The organism is Mycobacterium gallinarum (assembly GCF_010726765.1).
Lineage (GTDB): Bacteria > Actinomycetota > Actinomycetes > Mycobacteriales > Mycobacteriaceae > Mycobacterium > Mycobacterium gallinarum.
The window spans coordinates 5,860,123-5,877,212 of record NZ_AP022601.1; the positions used below are offsets into that span (position 1 = coordinate 5,860,123).

Annotated in this window: 22 protein-coding genes; 16 read left to right on the top strand and 6 right to left on the bottom strand. The window is 66.0% G+C overall.

The features are described from left to right. Positions 1-13 precede the first annotated feature (13 nt). The 5 genes from G6N42_RS28950 (at position 14) to G6N42_RS28970 (ending at position 5,180) form a co-directional block, all read left to right on the top strand. A complete protein-coding gene (locus tag G6N42_RS28950) occupies positions 14-1,720 on the top strand; it encodes a BCCT family transporter (RefSeq protein ID WP_232076744.1) in 1,707 nt (568 codons plus the stop codon). A 9-nt stretch (positions 1,721-1,729) separates the two neighbouring features. After that, positions 1,730-2,227, top strand: coding sequence for a DUF6912 family protein (locus tag G6N42_RS28955; protein WP_163686760.1), 498 nt, complete (start codon positions 1,730-1,732; stop codon positions 2,225-2,227). A gap of 52 nt (positions 2,228-2,279) precedes the next feature. Further along, on the top strand, positions 2,280-3,443 hold the full coding sequence (locus G6N42_RS28960; protein ID WP_163736277.1) for a ferredoxin reductase: 1,164 nt from the start codon (positions 2,280-2,282) through the stop codon (positions 3,441-3,443). A gap of 69 nt (positions 3,444-3,512) precedes the next feature. Further along, the gene (locus tag G6N42_RS28965) at positions 3,513-4,760 is read left to right on the top strand and encodes a fatty acid desaturase family protein (RefSeq protein ID WP_163686758.1); all 1,248 of its coding nucleotides are present in this window, start codon (positions 3,513-3,515) and stop codon (positions 4,758-4,760) included. A gap of 192 nt (positions 4,761-4,952) precedes the next feature. Beyond that, positions 4,953-5,180, top strand: a complete 228-nt coding sequence (locus tag G6N42_RS28970) for a hypothetical protein (protein WP_163736280.1) — start codon at positions 4,953-4,955, stop codon at positions 5,178-5,180. A gap of 48 nt (positions 5,181-5,228) precedes the next feature. Here G6N42_RS28970 and rsgA read toward each other — a convergent pair whose 3' ends face one another. Then, on the bottom strand, positions 5,229-6,212 hold the full coding sequence (rsgA, locus tag G6N42_RS28975) for a ribosome small subunit-dependent GTPase A (RefSeq protein ID WP_163736283.1): 984 nt from the start codon (positions 6,210-6,212) through the stop codon (positions 5,229-5,231). After that, positions 6,209-7,483: a 3-phosphoshikimate 1-carboxyvinyltransferase gene (gene aroA / locus G6N42_RS28980; RefSeq protein WP_163736286.1), complete on the bottom strand. Its 1,275-nt coding sequence runs from the start codon at positions 7,481-7,483 to the stop codon at positions 6,209-6,211. The genes rsgA and aroA overlap by 4 nt, the downstream gene beginning before the upstream one ends. Before the next feature lie 44 nt (positions 7,484-7,527). Here aroA and G6N42_RS28985 point away from each other — a divergent pair, with 44 nt between their 5' ends. The 7 genes from G6N42_RS28985 (at position 7,528) to G6N42_RS29015 (ending at position 11,963) form a co-directional block, all read left to right on the top strand. Then, complete coding sequence (locus G6N42_RS28985) at positions 7,528-8,313, top strand: SOS response-associated peptidase (protein WP_197905564.1); 786 nt, start codon at positions 7,528-7,530, stop codon at positions 8,311-8,313. A gap of 55 nt (positions 8,314-8,368) precedes the next feature. Then, on the top strand, positions 8,369-8,590 hold the full coding sequence (locus G6N42_RS28990; protein ID WP_163736291.1) for a hypothetical protein: 222 nt from the start codon (positions 8,369-8,371) through the stop codon (positions 8,588-8,590). Next, positions 8,587-9,453, top strand: a complete 867-nt coding sequence (locus tag G6N42_RS28995; RefSeq protein WP_163736294.1) for an oxygenase MpaB family protein — start codon at positions 8,587-8,589, stop codon at positions 9,451-9,453. The genes G6N42_RS28990 and G6N42_RS28995 overlap by 4 nt, the downstream gene beginning before the upstream one ends. Before the next feature lie 44 nt (positions 9,454-9,497). After that, complete coding sequence (locus G6N42_RS29000) at positions 9,498-9,698, top strand: hypothetical protein (protein WP_174262308.1); 201 nt, start codon at positions 9,498-9,500, stop codon at positions 9,696-9,698. Positions 9,699-9,760: 62 nt separating this feature from the next. Continuing rightward, positions 9,761-10,342, top strand: a complete 582-nt coding sequence (locus G6N42_RS29005; RefSeq protein WP_163736300.1) for a TetR/AcrR family transcriptional regulator — start codon at positions 9,761-9,763, stop codon at positions 10,340-10,342. Positions 10,343-10,347: 5 nt separating this feature from the next. Beyond that, positions 10,348-11,205: an enoyl-CoA hydratase/isomerase family protein gene (locus tag G6N42_RS29010; protein WP_163736303.1), complete on the top strand. Its 858-nt coding sequence runs from the start codon at positions 10,348-10,350 to the stop codon at positions 11,203-11,205. A 38-nt stretch (positions 11,206-11,243) separates the two neighbouring features. Further along, positions 11,244-11,963: a YqjF family protein gene (locus G6N42_RS29015; protein ID WP_163736305.1), complete on the top strand. Its 720-nt coding sequence runs from the start codon at positions 11,244-11,246 to the stop codon at positions 11,961-11,963. Here G6N42_RS29015 and G6N42_RS29020 read toward each other — a convergent pair. Both G6N42_RS29020 and G6N42_RS29025 read right to left on the bottom strand, forming a co-directional pair. Continuing rightward, entirely contained in the window at positions 11,960-12,808 is an 849-nt protein-coding gene (locus G6N42_RS29020; protein WP_163736309.1) for an SDR family oxidoreductase, read from the bottom strand. The genes G6N42_RS29015 and G6N42_RS29020 overlap by 4 nt on opposite strands. A gap of 103 nt (positions 12,809-12,911) precedes the next feature. After that, complete coding sequence (locus G6N42_RS29025) at positions 12,912-13,427, bottom strand: aminoacyl-tRNA deacylase (protein ID WP_163736312.1); 516 nt, start codon at positions 13,425-13,427, stop codon at positions 12,912-12,914. 210 nt (positions 13,428-13,637) lie between these two features. Here G6N42_RS29025 and G6N42_RS29030 point away from each other — a divergent pair, with 210 nt between their 5' ends. Beyond that, positions 13,638-14,288, top strand: coding sequence for a sigma-70 family RNA polymerase sigma factor (locus G6N42_RS29030; RefSeq protein WP_163738511.1), 651 nt, complete (start codon positions 13,638-13,640; stop codon positions 14,286-14,288). Continuing rightward, positions 14,285-14,590: a mycothiol system anti-sigma-R factor gene (gene rsrA / locus G6N42_RS29035; RefSeq protein ID WP_163686746.1), complete on the top strand. Its 306-nt coding sequence runs from the start codon at positions 14,285-14,287 to the stop codon at positions 14,588-14,590. Before G6N42_RS29030 ends, rsrA begins: the two co-directional genes overlap by 4 nt. Before the next feature lie 3 nt (positions 14,591-14,593). Here rsrA and G6N42_RS31765 read toward each other — a convergent pair whose 3' ends face one another. Beyond that, positions 14,594-14,686 (bottom strand): 50S ribosomal protein bL37, encoded by a 93-nt coding sequence (locus G6N42_RS31765; RefSeq protein WP_014208825.1) that lies wholly within the window; start codon positions 14,684-14,686, stop codon positions 14,594-14,596. 169 nt (positions 14,687-14,855) lie between these two features. Between G6N42_RS31765 and G6N42_RS29040 the strand changes: the two genes are divergently transcribed. Both G6N42_RS29040 and G6N42_RS29045 read left to right on the top strand, forming a co-directional pair. Continuing rightward, on the top strand, positions 14,856-15,071 hold the full coding sequence (locus G6N42_RS29040; protein WP_014208824.1) for a biotin/lipoyl-binding carrier protein: 216 nt from the start codon (positions 14,856-14,858) through the stop codon (positions 15,069-15,071). A 32-nt stretch (positions 15,072-15,103) separates the two neighbouring features. Beyond that, positions 15,104-16,612, top strand: coding sequence for a sensor histidine kinase (locus tag G6N42_RS29045; RefSeq protein WP_163736314.1), 1,509 nt, complete (start codon positions 15,104-15,106; stop codon positions 16,610-16,612). Positions 16,613-16,736: 124 nt separating this feature from the next. Here G6N42_RS29045 and G6N42_RS29050 read toward each other — a convergent pair whose 3' ends face one another. Further along, positions 16,737-16,991 carry a WhiB family transcriptional regulator gene (locus tag G6N42_RS29050; protein WP_006245866.1) on the bottom strand — a complete coding sequence of 85 codons (255 nt, stop codon included), beginning with the start codon at positions 16,989-16,991 and terminating at the stop codon, positions 16,737-16,739. Between the last annotated feature and the right edge of the window lie 99 nt (positions 16,992-17,090).

Below are 17,090 nucleotides of genomic sequence, written 5' to 3' on the forward strand. Positions count from 1 at the left end.
ACCGAAGACGTCCATCCGGCGGACCCTCTCGTCGCCCACTGACCGGGTCGTTCCGCATCCAGTCCTGGATGTACCCGTCGAAGAAGCCGCGTACACGCGGTCGCGCGGAGTGGACTGGGTCGTCTTCGGGGTCACCGCAGTCATCGCGGTCGGGTTTCTGGTCTGGGGTTTCGTCAGCACCCCGTCGCTGGCCGACGCGTCGGGCAGCGCGCTGACCTGGGTCATGGACAACACCGGTTGGTTGTTCGTCCTTACGGGCTCGGGGTTCGTGGTTTTCGTGCTCTGGCTGGCGCTCGGCCGCTACGGAACCATCCCGCTGGGCCGCGACGATGAGGAGCCCGAGTTCAACGGAGTGTCCTGGATCGCCATGATGTTCTCCGCAGGCATGGGGATCGGGCTGATGTTCTTCGGTGTCGCCGAGCCCCTGACGCACTTCACCACCCCGCCGCCGGGAACCGGCGACGCGGGTAATCCGGAGGCGGTCCAGAACGCATTGGCGACCACGCTGTTCCACTGGACCCTGCACCCCTGGGCGATCTACGCGGTCGTCGGGCTGGCGATCGCGTACGGCGTGTACCGGAAGGGCCGGCTACAGCTGATCAGCGCGGCGTTCGAGCCGCTGCTGGGCGCACGCGCAAATGGCCCGTGGGGCAAGGTCATCGACATGTTGGCGATCTTCGCCACGCTGTTCGGATCAGCGGCATCGCTCGGGCTGGGGGCGCTGCAGATCCGTAGCGGCCTGCAGATCGTCGGCGGAATCGGCGAATCCGGCAACACGATCCTGATCGTGATCATCACCGTGCTGACGATCGCGTTCGTACTGTCCGCGGTGTCGGGGATCGCCCGCGGCATCCAATGGTTGTCGAACATCAACATGGTACTGGCCGTCTCGCTGGCGCTGTTCGTATTCGTCGTCGGCCCAACGGTTTTCATCCTCAACCTGATGCCGACCGCGATGGCCAGCTACCTGGGCGACATAGCGATGATGTCCGCGCGCACCGGGGCCGAGGGCGCCGAGGTGAACACCTGGCTGCAGGCGTGGACCATCTTCTACTGGGCATGGTGGGTGTCCTGGACGCCGTTCGTCGGCATGTTCATCGCACGGATCTCGCGTGGGCGCACCATCCGGCAGTTCGTCGCGGGGGTGCTGCTGGTGCCCAGCCTGGTTTCGCTGGTGTGGTTCGCGGTCTTCGGTGGAGCCGCGATCAAGCTCCAGCAGGAAGGCGTCGACCTCGCGGGCGAGGGCAGCATCGAGGCGCAGCTGTTCGGTCTGCTCGACCAATACCCGATAGCGACGGTCGCGAGCGTTTTGGTGATGGTGCTGGTCGCGATCTTCTTCGTCTCCGGCGCGGACGCAGCGTCGATCGTGATGGGTTCGCTATCCGAACGGGGGACCATCAAACCGGGCCGGGGCACCGTCATCTTCTGGGGTGTCGCGATGGGAGCGGTGGCGGCCGTGATGCTGCTGGTCGGCGGAGAAGACGCGCTGAAGGGGCTGCAGACCATCACCATCATCGCGGCTTTGCCCTTCCTGCTCGTCATGGTCGGCCTGGCGGTCGCGCTGGTGAAAGACCTGCGCAACGACCCGAAGGTGGTGCGGCGGCAGTACGCGTCCGAAGCGGTCAACAACGCCGTCGTCAGCGGGGTCACACAGCACGGCGACGATTTCGTGATCGTGGTCGAGAAGGATCCCGAAGCCGGCAAGAGCGGAGCCGGTTAACCTTCGGACGTGCGCGTCTACGTCCCAGCGACCCTGGCCATGTTGCAGCAGCTCGTCGCGGACCAAATGTTGCACGCCCGCAGCGGAACGGCGTTCGCGGTGACGCCGACGCTGCGCGAGGCCTATGCCCAGGGCGACGACGACGAATTGGCCGACGTGGCGCTGCGTGAGGCGGCACTCGCCTCGCTGCGACTGCTCGCAGGGGAGGGCGCATCGGACATGCCGTCGCGCCGGGCGGTGGTGGTGGCCGAGGCCGGTGACCTGACACCTCGGCCCGATCTCGACGACGCGGTGGTGCGGCTGTCCGGCCCGATCGCATTCAGCGACGTGATCGCGGCGTACGTCGACAACGCCGATGCCGAGCCCGCGGTGGTGGCCGCAATCGAGGCCGTCGACGACGCTGACCTGGGTGACGAAGACGCCGAGTTCGTGGTCGGCGATGCCCAAGACCATGACTTGGCCTGGTACGCCCCGCAGGAGCTGCCGTTCCTGCTCGAGCTGCTGTGACGGCGGTAACTGTATTGAGTACGGGACCGTAAGTTACGGTACCGTAGGTTGCGTGGCCAAGAACTCGATAAAGATCTCGGCTAATGTCGCCGACACGGCCCGAGCGGGTGTCGTCGGTGAGAAGCACCCGGCCTGGCATGCGCTGCGTACCGTCGCTCAGCGGATCACCACACCACTGCTACCCGACGACTACCTCAAACTCGCCAACCCGCTGTGGTCGGCGCGTGAACTGCGCGGCCGAGTGGTGGAAGTGCGCCGCGAGACCGAGGATTCGGCGACCCTCGTCATCAAGCCGGGGTGGGGCTTTTCCTTCAACTACCAACCGGGCCAGTACATAGGCATCGGACTGCTGGTCGACGGACGCTGGCGTTGGCGGTCGTACTCGCTGACCTCGAGCCCGGTCACGGCCGGCGCCACGGGACCGGTGATTTCCAGGTCGAGGCGCACGATCACGATCACGGTCAAGGCCATGCCCGAGGGATTCCTTTCGACCCACCTCGTCGGCGGGGTCGCACCCGGCACGATCGTGCGACTGGCCGCACCGCAGGGCAACTTCGTGATGCCCGACCCGGCTCCGGCGAAGGTGCTGTTCATCACCGGCGGTTCGGGCATCACCCCGGTGATGTCGATGCTGCGTACCCTGACCCGTCGCGATCAGATCACCGATATCGTCCACTTGCATTCGGCGCCAACGGAATCCGATGTGCTCTTCGCGACGGAGCTGGCGGACCTGCAGCGCGGTCATGAGGGGTACCGCTTACGACTGCGTGCCACCCGAACCGAGGGTCGCCTGGATCTGTCTCGCCTCGACCATGAGGTGCCCGACTGGCGCGAGCGCCACGTCTGGGCGTGCGGCCCCGAGGGCATGCTCGACGCCGCTGAGCGCGTGTGGTCGGCCGCGGGCATCGCCGATCAACTGCACCTGGAACGTTTCGCGGTGTCCAAGGCGGCGGCACACGGTCAGGGCGGCACCGTGGAGTTTGCACGCAGCGGTAAGACCGTGACGGTGGACGCCGCGACGCCGTTGATGGATGCCGGCGAGGGTGCCGGTGTGCGGATGCCATTTGGCTGCCGGATGGGCATCTGCCAATCCTGTGTCGTGGGCCTGCTCGACGGGCACGTCCGTGACCTGCGTACGGGCGCCGAACACGAGCCGGGCACCCGGATACAGACCTGTGTTTCCGCAGCTTCGGGCGACTGCGTACTGGACGTATAAGGTTTACCGACCAGTAACCTACGGGTACGTAGGTTACGATAACGTAGGTACTTGAGAGGAGGTTTGACGATGGCAATCACTGACGTTCCTGAATTCGCGCATCTGTCCGAAGCGGACATCGAGAGTCTGGCTGTTGAGCTGGATTCCATCCGCCAGGACATCGAAGACTCCCGCGGCGAGCGCGACTCGCGCTACATCCGCCGCACCATCGCCGCCCAGCGTGCTCTCGAGTTGGCGGGTCGACTGACGCTGGCCGCGAGCTCGCGCCGCTCGGCGTGGTGGGCGGGCACCGTCACCCTGGGCGTGGCCAAGATCATCGAGAACATGGAAATCGGCCACAATGTCATGCACGGCCAGTGGGATTGGATGAACGATCCCGAGATTCACTCCTCGACGTGGGAGTGGGACATGAGCGGGTCGTCCAAGCACTGGCGCTTCACCCACAACTTCATGCATCACAAGTACACGAACATCCTGGGCATGGACGACGACGTGGGCTACGGCGTCATTCGGGTCACGCGCGACGCGAAGTGGAAGCCGTTCAACCTTTACGGCAACCTGCTCTTCAACACCCTGCTGGCCATCGGCTTTGAATGGGGTGTGGGGCTGCAGCACCTGGAGCTGGGCAAGATCGCCAAGGGCGGCGACGACCGTGCCGCAACGATGAAACGCGTGCGCGAGTTCGGCGTGAAGGCCGGCCACCAGGTCGCCAAGGATTACGTGGTGTGGCCGGCGCTGACGTCGCTGTCCCCGGGTGCGACTTTCATGTCGACGCTGAAGGCCAACGCGGTTGCCAACGTCATCCGCAATGTGTGGGCCAACGCCGTGATCTTCTGCGGCCACTTCCCCGACGGCGCAGAGAAATTCACCAAGACCGACATGGTCGGCGAGAGCAAGGGTCAGTGGTACCTGCGCCAGATGCTGGGCAGTGCCAACTTCGAAGCGGGTCCTGCACTGCGGTTCATGAGCGGCAACCTGTCCCATCAGATCGAGCATCACCTGTACCCGGACCTGCCGAGCAACCGGTACGAGGAGATCTCGATCCGGGTGCGCCAGTTGTGCGACAAGTACGACCTGCCGTACACGACGGGCAACTTCCTCGTGCAGTACGGCAAGACGTGGCGCACCATCGCCAAGTTGTCGCTGCCGGACAAGTACCTGCGCGCCACCCGCGACGATGCACCGGAGACCCGCAGTGAGCGGATGTTCGACGAACTCGAGCCCGAGCAGCGACGTGGGCTCAAGTCGGCGATCTCCGCAGTGCGCGCACGACGTCGCGAGAAGCGGCTGCAAAGCGGGCGGGAACTCGCCGCCTGATCTGATCGACCGAGAAAGCCCTTCCCGTTTCGGGGAGGGCTTTTTCGTGTCCGCCGATCGGGGGACACGCGAATCCCCCGGTGGACCGGCTGATCGCCCGACATACACCGACACCAGGAGGCGGCAATCTTGAGTCATCGCAGGCACACCCCGGCGATATGGCCGAAAGCCAACTCACACAGGAGTATCGACATGAAGAACCACACCTTCGCCAAGACCGTCGCCCGCATCGCACTGCCGCTGGCCATCGGCGCCGCCGCGCTGGGCATGGCCGGCATCGCCAGCGCCCAGACCCAAGAACCGGTCGGCCCCGGCTACCAGTACGCCCCCACGACCACCGCGCACCCCGCCCCCCAGGCGCCCACCACCCATCACGGCGTGGGCCGTGTCGAGGAAATGGTCCCCGGCTATCACCGCTGAGCCCACACCTTCAGAGGCCCTCTCCGCAAGGAGAGGGCCTCGCTCTTTTCAGTGACCCTCCCGCAGCGCCGCCAGCAGTCGGCGCGCGGCGGCGACCCGAACGGCGGCGGGACCGGTTAGCGTGTCGAGTGCACATTCGGGGTCGGCAGGCGGGCCCATGTGGCCGCAGCCCCTCGGGCAGTCGTTGATCGCCTCGGCCAGATCGGAGAAAGCGAGCATCACATCATCGGGTTCGATGTGTGCCAGGCCGAATGACCGGATCCCGGGAGTGTCGACCACCCAGCCACCGACACTCAGCGGGAGCGCGACTGATTGCGTCGAGGTATGCCTGCCCCGGCCCATGTCCGTCACCTCGCCTGTTGCCCGATCCGCCTCCGGGACAAGGCGATTGACCAACGTCGACTTACCGACCCCGGAATGTCCGAGGAGTACCGTTATCTTGCCGGCGAGCAGCGGGGCCACGGCGTCCAGTGGATCGTCTCTTCCGGCGGTCGTGACTGTGAGATCAAGGTCGGCGAATTCGGCGGCGAACGGCTCGGGGGGTGCGAGGTCGGTCTTGGTCAGGCACAGAATGGGTTCCAGGCCGCCGGCGTATGCGGCGATGAGTGCGCGCTGCACCAGACCTGTGCGCGGCGGCGGGTCGGCGAGAGCGACCACGATCAGCAGCTGATCGGCGTTGGCGACGACGACGCGTTCGGTTGGATCGGTGTCATCGGCGGTGCGGCGCAACACCGTTCGCCGCTCGCCGCGTCGGACGATGCGAGCCAGCGTGTCCTGCTTGCCCGAGACGTCGCCGACGATGCCGACGTCGTCGCCGACGACGATGGGCGTGCGCCCCAGTTCGCGCGCTCGCATGGCGGTGACCAGGCGGTCGGGGTCGTGGTCGAGCGCACATCCCCACCGGCCGCGGTCGACGGTGACGACCATGGCTTCGTGGGCGTCGGCGTGATCCGGGCGGTTCTTGGTGCGCGGCCGCGATCCTCTGCCCGGACGGACCCGGACGTCGGACTCGTCGTACTCGCGAGGGCTCAATCGCCCGCCAGCATGTCGGCCCACATCTGCGGGAAGTCGGGCAGCGTCTTCGCGGTGGTGCCGATGTCCTCGACCTCGACGCCGTCGACGCGCAACCCCACGATGGCTCCGGCGGTGGCCATCCGGTGATCGGCGTACGATCGCCACAGCCCGCCATGCAGCGGACTCGCGGTGATCAGCAGACCGTCGGGCGTCTCCTCACATTTTCCGCCGAGGCCGTTGATCTCTGCGGAAAGTGCTGCAAGCCGGTCGGTTTCGTGCCCGCGCAGATGCGCGACACCGCGTAGCTGCGACACCGACCCGTCTGGGGCGACGGCAGCGAGCGCGGCCACCGCAGGTGTCAGCTCACCCACGTCGTGAAGATCGACGTCGATGCCCGTATAGGACTCGGGCCCCTGCACCTCGAGATACGAATCGCCTTGGCGGACAACTGAGCCCAGGTTCTTGAGAATCCTCAGGATCGTGTCGGCGGGCTGGATGCTGGCCGGCGGCCACCCGATGATGCGGACGGCGCCTCCGGAGACCACCGCGGCAGCCAGGAAGGGGACCGCGTTGGAGAGGTCGGGCTCGACGATCCAGTGCCTGGCGGCGATCGGGCCGGGGGAGACGTGCCAGCGGTTGGGGAGCGTGTCGTCGACGTCGACTCCGGCGTCGCGAAGCATGGCGATCGTCATCGCGATGTGCGGGGCCGAGGGCACCGACTCCCCGGTGTGCACGATGGTCAAGCCTTCGGTGAACGCCGCACCGGAGAGCAGCAGACCCGACACGAACTGTGAGGACGACGATGCGTCGATCTCGACCGTCCCGCCCGCCACCGACCCGGACCCGTGGACGGTGAACGGCAGCGCGTCACCCTCGACGTCGACACCGAGATTGCGCAGAGCATCGAGCAGCGGAGCGATGGGCCGGGACCGGGCCTGCTCGTCGCCGTCGAACGTCACCGTCGTCGTGCTCAGCGCCGCCACCGGTGGTACGAACCGCAGGACGGTGCCGGCCAGGCCGCAGTCGATGCGGGTGCCCGGCTGCGGGTCGATCGCGCCGCTGAGGGTCAGTTCGGTGTCGGCGCCGTCGACCGTGACACCGAGCGCGGCGACCGCGCCGATCATCAGATCGGTGTCGCGACTGCGCAGCGCGCCGCTGATCGTCGACGTGCCGTTCGCCGTCGCCAGCGCCGCCAGCACCAGCGCGCGATTGGTCAGCGATTTGGACCCCGGCACGGTGACCGTCGCATGCACGGGACGTGAGGTCGACGGTGCCTGCCAGTTGCTCACGGCTCTATCCTGCCTTGTCGGTTCGGCGTGCCAACATGGGATATATGTGTGGACGATTCGCGGTGACCACCGATCCGGCGTTGTTGGCCGAGAAGATCCAGGCGATCGACGAAAGCGTGGCGGCGGCGAAGAAGGACGCGCCGGCCGCCAATTACAACGTCGCGCCCACGACGACGATCAACACCGTCGTGAAACGGCACAGCGAGCCCGACGACGAGTCGACCCGTCGGCTGCGGTCGATGCGCTGGGGTCTCGTCCCGCCGTGGGCCAAGACCGCCGAAGACGGCGGTCCGGACACCAAGGGACCGCTGTTGATCAACGCGCGTTCGGAAAAACTCACCACCTCGCCCGTCTTCCGGAACTCGGCGAAGAGCAAGCGGTGCCTCATACCGATGGACGGTTGGTACGAATGGCGGCCCAACGGAGAGACTTCGTCTTCCAAGGCCCGCAAGGCGGCTCCCAAGACGCCGTTCTTCATGTACGGCGGCGATGGTGAGCCGCTGTTCATGGCCGGTCTGTGGTCGACGTGGCGCCCCCGGGACGCGCCGAAGGACTCGGCGCCGTTGTTGAGTTGCACCATCATCACCACCGACGCCGCGGGCCCACTGGCCGAGATCCACGACCGGATGCCGCTGACCATCAGTGAACGCGACTGGGACCGCTGGCTCGACCCGGACGCGCCGATCGACGAGGGGCTGCTGCGTGGCCATGGTGACCTGGACCGGATCGAGATCCGTGAAGTGTCCCGGCTGGTCAACAGCATCCGCAACAATGGCCCCGAGTTGATCGAGCCTGCCGAGCCCGAACCCGAACAGGCCACGCTGCTGTAGCGAACTTTTTGGCATATACCGCCGCTCAAGGCAGAATAGTCATTAACATAGCTGCATGCTCGCGGCTGCCAGGAAGGTCCTCGCCTTCGAGATGACCATCGCCGAGTGGATCGGCACCGGGGCGATGCTCGCGGTTCCCTACCTGCTCATCGGCATGGCGTGGACGGCTATCGTCGGCGACCAGATCGGCTGGGACGGGTCCGCGCGGATCCTGTCGATTCTCATATCGATCGCCTCATGGCCGGTGTTGATCGTCCCGGCGGTGTGCACGATATGACCGCTGAACGCTGCCGCATCACCATCCGCAGGCGCACGCCCAGGTGGGACCCCGACGAACAGGTCACCGCGGCCGGTGCAATGGATTTCTGGTCGTTCGCCGCGGGAGCGGCCAACGTCATCATGCAGCTGTCGCGTCCCGGGGTGGGCTACGGCGTCGTCGAAAGCAAGGTGGACTCGGGCAATCTGCTCAAGCATCCGTGGAAGCGGGCGAGGACGACGTTCCAATACCTCGCGGTCGCGATCATTGGCACGCCGCGGGACCGCGCGGCTTTCCGTGAGGCCGTCAACGGTGCGCATCGGCACGTCAAGTCCACCCCGGACAGCCCGGTGCGTTACAACGCTTTTGACCGCGACCTCCAGATGTGGGTGGCGGCGTGCCTGTTCGTGGGACTGGAAGACACGTATCAACTACTGCGTGGTGAGATGACCGCTGAACAGGCCGAGCAGTTCTACCAGTCGGCATGGACGCTGGGCACGACGCTGCAGGTGACCGAGGACCAATGGCCGCCCACCCGAGCGGAATTCGATTCGTACTGGGCCACGGCGTGCACTCACGTCAGCATCGATGATCACGTCCGCGGCTATCTGTTCGACCTGCTGAACCTGCACATGATCAACCCCGTGCTGGGCCTGCCATTCCGGCCGTTGCTCAAATTCCTCACCATCGGATTCCTGGCACCGGTCTTCCGTGATGCCATGGGTGTGCAGTGGGGTGATTTCCGGCAGTGGCTCTTCGAAAGTCTTTTCCTGGTAGTCGCTTTGGCGAACCGATTCCTGCCGGTGTTCGTCCGTCAGGGCGGCAGTTACGTCCTGCTGGCAGATGTGCGGCGCCGGGTGCGCCGAGAACGCGCGTTGGTGTGAGCATTCTGCGCCGGGTGCTGAGTCGGAAGGTGAGCGTGGCGGCGATGATCGAATTCGCGCTGTGGCTTGCGATTCCGTACCTGCTCATCGGGCTGGTGTGGGCTTTCTTCGACGCCGAGCAGGTGCAACTGTTCGACACCGCGTTCCGCGTCCGGTTGCCCGCCGGTTCCGAGATCCTGGCCTTCGTCCAGACTGCGGTCATGTGGCCTCAGCTCATGCTCGGTGCCCACGTCTGCGCAGCGTGAAAGGGGCAAGCCGCGCCGTCCACTAATACCGAGAAACCCTCGGTATTGATAGAGTATTGCTCGTGCCTCGAACAAGCGTGGACGCACGGGCCCGATTGTTGAACGTGGCGCGCCGGCGGTTCGCGATCAATGGGGCACTTTCAGCGACCTTGGACGAGGTGCGGCGCGAGGCCGAGGTGAGCGTCGGCGCGCTCTATCACCACTTTCCCGACAAGCTGTCGCTGGCGACCGCCGTCTACGCGCAATTGATGAGCGAGTACCAGGCGGGGTTCATCACGATGCTGCGCGAACACGCGACGGCCGAGGGAGGTATTCGTGGCGGTGTGAGGTATCACCTGCGATGGGTGACCGCACACCGCGGCGAGGCCGCGCTGTTGCTGGGTTCCCGGCTGGACAGTGACGAGCTGCGGCATTGCAACAGCGTGTTTTTCGAGGCGGTCCGGGACTGGTGGCGCCCGCACCAGGCTTACGGGGCGCTAAGACCGCTGGATATCGGGATCACCGCCGCGCTGTGGCTCGGGCCTGCACAGGAGTTCTCGCGCTATTGGGTGGCGGGCTCAGCGGCCAGGCTTCCGCGCGGCGCCGTCGATACGTTCGCTGATGCAGCCTGGACGGCGTTGCGCGCCAATGAAACTGAGGAGTAACCACCATGAAGAGCGAAGCCGATTCCCTGTACCGGCGGTTGCTGGCCGAAGGCGACGCCACTGACGCTCCGGAACGGGTGCGGGTGGACCGCCGCGGTGACCGAGCGGTCGTCACGCTCGACGAGCCGCAGCGGCTAAACGTGCTCTCCGCGCCGCTGGTACGACAACTGCGTCGGGCGCTGACCGCCCTGGATGCCGACCCCGACGTGCGATCCATCGTCATCACCGGTTCCGATCCGGGTTTCAGCGCCGGCGGCGACCTGAAGATGATGGGCGCGGCCATCGAGAACCGCGATGCCCCGGAGGGCGGCGCCGACGTATGGCGTTGGATCAGACGGGAATTCGGCGGCATCGCCCGGCTCATCGCCGGTTCGGACACCCTGTTCGTCGCCGCGCTCAACGGCCCCGCTGCCGGTGTCGGATTGGCGTGGGCGATGACGTGCGACCTCGTCATCGCCAGTGAACGGGCCGTGATCGTGCCCGCCTTCGGTCGGCTTGGACTCATTCCTGAGGTCGGGACCAGTTGGGCGCTGACCCGACGGCTGGGCTATCAGGGAGCGTTGGCGTTCTACCTGCGCGGCGAGCACATCGATGCTGAGACCGCCTTGCGTCTTGGGCTGGTGCAGCAGGTGGTCGCTCACGGCGAGCTGCTGAACGCGGCCGACGAATGGTGCTCGCGTATCGCTGACATGCCCCCGCATGCGATGGCGATGACGAAGCCGCTGCTGCGTGCCGCCGCCGACGCGAGCTGGAATGACGCGCTCACCTTCGAAGAGTTCGCCGAACCGACGTGCTTCACCACCGCGGCCTTCGCGGACAACGTGCACGGCATGCTCGGCGGTCGCCAACGGACATCGTCGTAGCGCGAAGACATGGCCCCCGCGCGTGCCACGATGGCGCGGTGAGCTTTCAGGTCACCGCGCCGCCGCTGCCGCGGCCCGTGCTGTTCGACCAGTTCTGGAGCGACCTCACCTTCGTCCACTGGCCGGTCCAGCCGCAGCGCGTCGCGCACCTGTTTCCGCCGGGCACCCGCCCGGACGTGTTCTCCGACGGCCTCACCTATGTGGCGCTGGTGCCGTTCGTGATGCGCCACAGCGCGTTGGGCACGTCGCTGCGACTGCCGTACTTCGGACGCTTCGCCGAGACCAACATCCGGCTGTACTCGGTTGACGACGCCGGCCGACACGGCGTGCTCTTCAGGTCACTGGAGACCGAGCGACTGGCCGTGGTAGGGCTCACGCGAGCGCTGATGGGAGTTCCGTACACCTGGGCGAAGATGCGCGTCATCCAGCGCGACGGTGAGATCACGTATACAAGTGTGCGGCGCTTGCCGACCAGGGGACTGCGCAGCAGACTCAGAGTTCGGATCGGCGACCCGGTGACGCCGACGCCGCTGGAGGTGTGGCTCACCGCGCGCTGGGGCGGGCACACCCGAAAGGCCGGACGCACGTGGTGGGTGCCCAACGAACATGGCGAGTGGCCGCTGCGCGAGGCACACATCCTCGACTTGGAGGATGATCTGCTCGCCGCGAGTGGAGTGGACGTCGTGGGCGAACGAATGCGCGGGCTGTACTCGCCGGGTGTGCATGCGCGCTTCGGAAGACCAACGAAGGTGAACTAGGGGCCGGCGTATCCGGGCGGGTTCGGTGTGTCCACCCACAGATCGACACCGAGTTCGGCACCGGGCACGCAGTCGTAGACCGACAGATCGGTGACCCCGGACTCCAGCAACACGTCCTCGCACAGCAGGGTGTTGCCGGTGTACTCGCGGGCCGGCTTGTTGAGGATCACGTACGCGGCATCGGAGTACACCTCCGGCTTGCGGGCCCGGCCCATGGCCTCGTCGCCGCCGAGCAGGTTCTGCACCGCCGCCGTCGCCACCATTGTGCGGGGCCACAGCGTATTGGAGGCGATGCCCGCATCGCGCATCTCCTCGGCAATTCCTAAGGCGCACAGTGTCATCCCGTATTTGGCCATCATGTAGGCCGTGGGCTTGAGCCACTTGGGCTCCAACCGGATCGGCGGCGACAGCGTCAGGATGTGCGGATTCTCGCGTCCCATCATGTGGGGAATGCACGCCTGCGACACCGAGTACGTGCCACGCACCTGGATCCCGTTCATCAGGTCGAACCGCTTGAGTGGGACCTCGGTCACCGAACCCAGGTTGATCGCCGAGGCGTTGTTGACGCAGATGTCGATCGCGCCGAACTGCGCGACCGCCGCCTCCACTGCCGATGCGACCGAGTCGCCGTCGCGGATGTCGCCGACGATCGGCAGCGCCTGGCCGCCCGCCTGCTCGATCTCCTTGGCCGCGGTGTAGACGGTGCCTTCGAGCTTGGGGTGTGGTTCGGCCGTCTTTGCGACCAGCGCGATGTTCGCGCCGTCGGCGGCCGCGCGCTTGGCGATCGCCAGCCCGATACCGCGGCTGGCTCCGGAGATGAACATGGTCTTCCCTGAGAGCGACATGGCCTCACCCTATGACTCCGGCCGACGCACCCCAGCGCGAACGTGGGTTACCGGCACACCTTTGGCTCCAAAAGCGTGCGGGTAACCCACGTTCGGCAGATGGTCAGGCGCGGATGGCGGCGGTCGTCGCGTTGGTCAGTGCGATCAGATCCCGCGGATGCACCGCGACGTCCCAGCCTCGCTTGCCCGCGCTGCACAGTATGCGATCCCAGGTCAGAGCCGACTCGTCGACAACTGTGGGCAGGGTCTTGCGCTGGCCGAACGGCGAGATCCCGCCGATCACGTATCCGGTCGAACGTTCGGCGGCCGCGCGTTCAGCCATCGTGGCCTTCGGCGCGCCCAGCGCGGTGGCGGTCGCCTTGAGCGAGAGCTTGGCGGGCACCGGCAACACGGCGACGCCGAGTCTGACGTCGCGGCCGCCGCTCCGAGGCCCCGCCGGCATTGCCACCACCAGCGTTTTGAACACCTGCTCAGGGTCGACACCCTCCGTGTGCGCCAGCGCGAACGCGGCCTCCTCGCCGAAAGACGAATTGCGGGGGTCGTGGTGGTACTGCAGGACCTCGTGGGGCACCCCGGCTGCCACCAGGACCGCGAGCGCAGGAGTTGCCGCACGAGTCACGGGCTCGAGCGTAGTGCGGGAACAAGCCCGGCCGGTGGCACTGTTATTGACGGCAGTTAGGGCTGCCAGCAGCGGCAGCCGGGAAAGATGTCCGTCTCAACCTCTACGATCGAAGGAGGGGTCAAGGTGCCAGCACTTGCCTTAGAGCGTCCGGTGGACCTGCCGGGCCTGTTTGGTGGCGCCGCAACAGAAGGGACGGTGCTTCCCGCGATGAGCGACATTGACGGGTCGGGGTCCGATTCGGCGCCTGCGAGATCGGACGAGTCAGACGCCGAGCTGACCGCCCGGTTCGAGCGTGACGCGATACCTTTGCTCGACCAGCTGTACGGCGGCGCGCTGCGCATGACGCGAAATCCGGCGGACGCCGAGGACCTGCTGCAGGAAACCATGGTGAAGGCGTATGCAGGCTTCCGCTCGTTCCGCGAGGGCACGAACCTCAAGGCGTGGCTGTACCGGATCCTGACCAACACTTACATCAACAGCTACCGCAAGAAGCAGCGCCAGCCTGCGGAGTATCCGACCGAAGAGATCACCGACTGGCAGCTTGCGGCCAACGCCGAGCATTCGTCGACCGGGCTGCGCTCGGCCGAGGTGGAGGCTTTGGAGGCCCTTCCGGACAGCGAGATCAAGGACGCGCTGCAGGCGCTGCCCGAGGAGTTCCGGATGGCGGTGTACTACGCCGACGTGGAAGGGTTCCCGTACAAGGAGATCGCCGAGATCATGGATACCCCGATCGGCACCGTCATGTCCCGGTTGCACCGGGGCAGGCGTCAGCTGCGCGAATTGCTCGCCGACGTGGCCCGCGACCGCGGATTCATTCGCGGCGGGCAGGTCGAGGCACCTGAGGAGGTTTCGTCATGAGCTCGACCCACGACGAAGAGCGCTGGCAGCCGCCGGTCGGTCCAGTCGACCCGGAGCATCCGGAGTGTGCTGCGGTGATCGCCGAGGTGTGGACGCTGCTCGACGGTGAATGCACCGCCGAAACCCGCGACAAGCTGCGCCATCACCTCGAAGAGTGCCCCGCGTGCCTACGCCACTACGGCGTGGAGGAGCGCGTGAAGAAGCTGATTGCGAACAAGTGCGGCGGGGAGAAAGCCCCAGACAGCCTGCGTGAGCGGCTGCGCATCGAGATCAGCCGCACCACCATCATCCGGCGCGGTTAGCCGCTACTTGACGGCCTTCGAGCCCGCATTGGGCCGTTTTCCGTGGTTGGCCTTCGAGTGCTTGCGGTCGCGCTTCTTACGGCCACGCTTGGCCATGGTCGTCCTCCATTCGATACAGGGGATTGTGGAGCCCGCATCCAGCGGGTGCTCGTAGCTATTCTCTCACGGCCTGGCGACAACTCTGTCGGGCCGGTGGTGTGGTTCGATATGAGCGTCAGGTACGCGGAGCCAGGTGCCGACGACATAGGACTCCGAAGGGGTGAAGATGGCCGAGGATGTTCGCGCCGAGATCGTGGCCAGTGTGCTCGAGGTCGTGGTGAACGAGGGCGATCAGATCGGCGAGGGCGACACCCTGGTGCTGCTGGAGTCGATGAAGATGGAGATCCCGGTGCTGGCCGAGGTCGCAGGCACCGTAAGCAAGGTCAGCGTTTCGGTCGGCGACGTGATCCAGGCCGGCGACCTCATCGCCGTGATCAGCTGATGCGGGTCCGACGACCGCAACAGTGAGGCCCGATGTCCACCCTCGGTGACCTGCTCGCCGAGCACACCATGCTGCCGGGCAATGCCGTTGACCACCTGCATGCGGTGGTGGGTGAGTGGCAGCTACTGGCCGACCTCTCATTCGGTGACTTCCTGATGTGGGTGCGTCGCGATGACGGTGCGCTGGTGTGCGTGGCGCAGGTCCGACCGAACACCGCGCCGACGGTGCTACTCGCCGACGCCGTCGGCACCCTGAACCAGGCACATGAGATGCCCGTCGTGGCCGATGCGTTCGACTCGGGCGCCATCGGAAGACAAAACCCGGCGGGCTACAAGGATTTGCAGGAGGATCCCCCCAGCCTCAACGAGGAGGCTGTTCCGGTGCGCTACAACAACAACGTGGTTGCGGTGCTGACGCATCAGACCGCACTGGCGGCGCGCAAAGCGAGTCCGCTGGAAAGCGCGTACCTCGACTGCGCCGACGACCTGCTGCTGATGCTGTCCGAAGGCACCTTCCCGAATGTCGGTGACGTCGCCATGTCGCGCTCGAGCCCACGCGTCGGAGACGGCTTCATCCGCCTCAACGGAACCGGCATCGTCACGTTCGCCAGTCCGAACGCCATCTCGGCCTACCACCGGATGGGCCTTGCGGCCGAACTCGAGGGACACAACCTGGTCACCGTGACTAGGCCGCTGATCTCGGACCCGTTCGAAGCCCAGGAACTGGCCGACCACGTCCGTGACTCGCTGGCCGGCGGTTCGAGCATGCGGATGGAAGTCGACGCCGGCGGTGCCGCGGTGTTGCTGCGCACGCTGCCGCTTGTGGTGCACGGCAACGCTGTTGGGGCCGCCGTGCTGATCCGCGACGTGACCGAGGTCAAGCGCCGCGACCGCGCGCTGCTGTCCAAGGACGCGACGATCCGCGAGATCCACCATCGGGTCAAGAACAATCTGCAGACGGTCGCCGCCCTGCTGCGACTGCAGGCGCGGCGCACCAACAACGCCGAGGGTCGCGAGGCGCTGATCGAGTCGGTGCGCCGGGTGTCCTCGATCGCGTTGGTGCACGACGCGCTGTCGATGTCGGTGGACGAAGAGGTGAACCTCGACGAGGTCATCGACCGAATCCTGCCGATCATGAATGACGTTGCGGCTCCGGTTGATTCGGACAACCCCATCCGGATCAACCGGGTCGGCGAACTAGGTGTACTCGACGCCGACCGGGCCACGGCCTTGATCATGGTGATCACCGAACTGGTGCAGAACGCCATCGAGCACGCCTTCGACAGGTCCACTCAACAGGGGTGCGTGACGATCCGCGCGGAACGTTCGGCCCGTTGGCTCGATGTGGTGGTACACGACGACGGCCGCGGACTGCCCGAAGGCTTCAGCCTGGAGAAGTCCGATCGGCTCGGACTGCAGATCGTGCGGACGCTGGTGTCAGCGGAATTGGACGGTTCGCTCGGTATGCACGAGGTGGACTCCGGCGGTACGGATGTGGTGTTGCGGGTGCCGATCGGGCGCCGCGCCCGTCTAGCGCAGTAGGTAACTTGTGTCGACCGATGAAATTTGACATCGACTGACGCCATTCTCGCGAATTTCATTACAAAAGAATTACGGCCCCGACTTTCGTCGGGGCCGTAATCGTGTCTGATGCGGGTTGAGAGCTTTAGACCCCGCTGCGGGCCTTGGTGCGGGCATTGCGCCGCTTCAGCGCGCGCCGCTCGTCTTCGCTCATTCCGCCCCACACGCCTGCGTCCTGTCCAGACTCCAACGCCCAGGTGAGGCAGTCTGTAGTCACCGGACAGCGGTTGCAGACAAGCTTCGCGTCAGCGATCTGAGCGAGGGCCGGGCCACTGTTTCCCACCGGGAAGAACAGTTCCGGATCCTCGTCGCGACAGACCGCCTTGTGGCGCCAATCCATAAGATCAAACTCCTCGTCGATATCTATCCGTGTGCGCAGCACAGCGCACTGACGTTTTCTCGGCTGTTAACGCGTGCGCATGAAATGTTTCTGCACTGT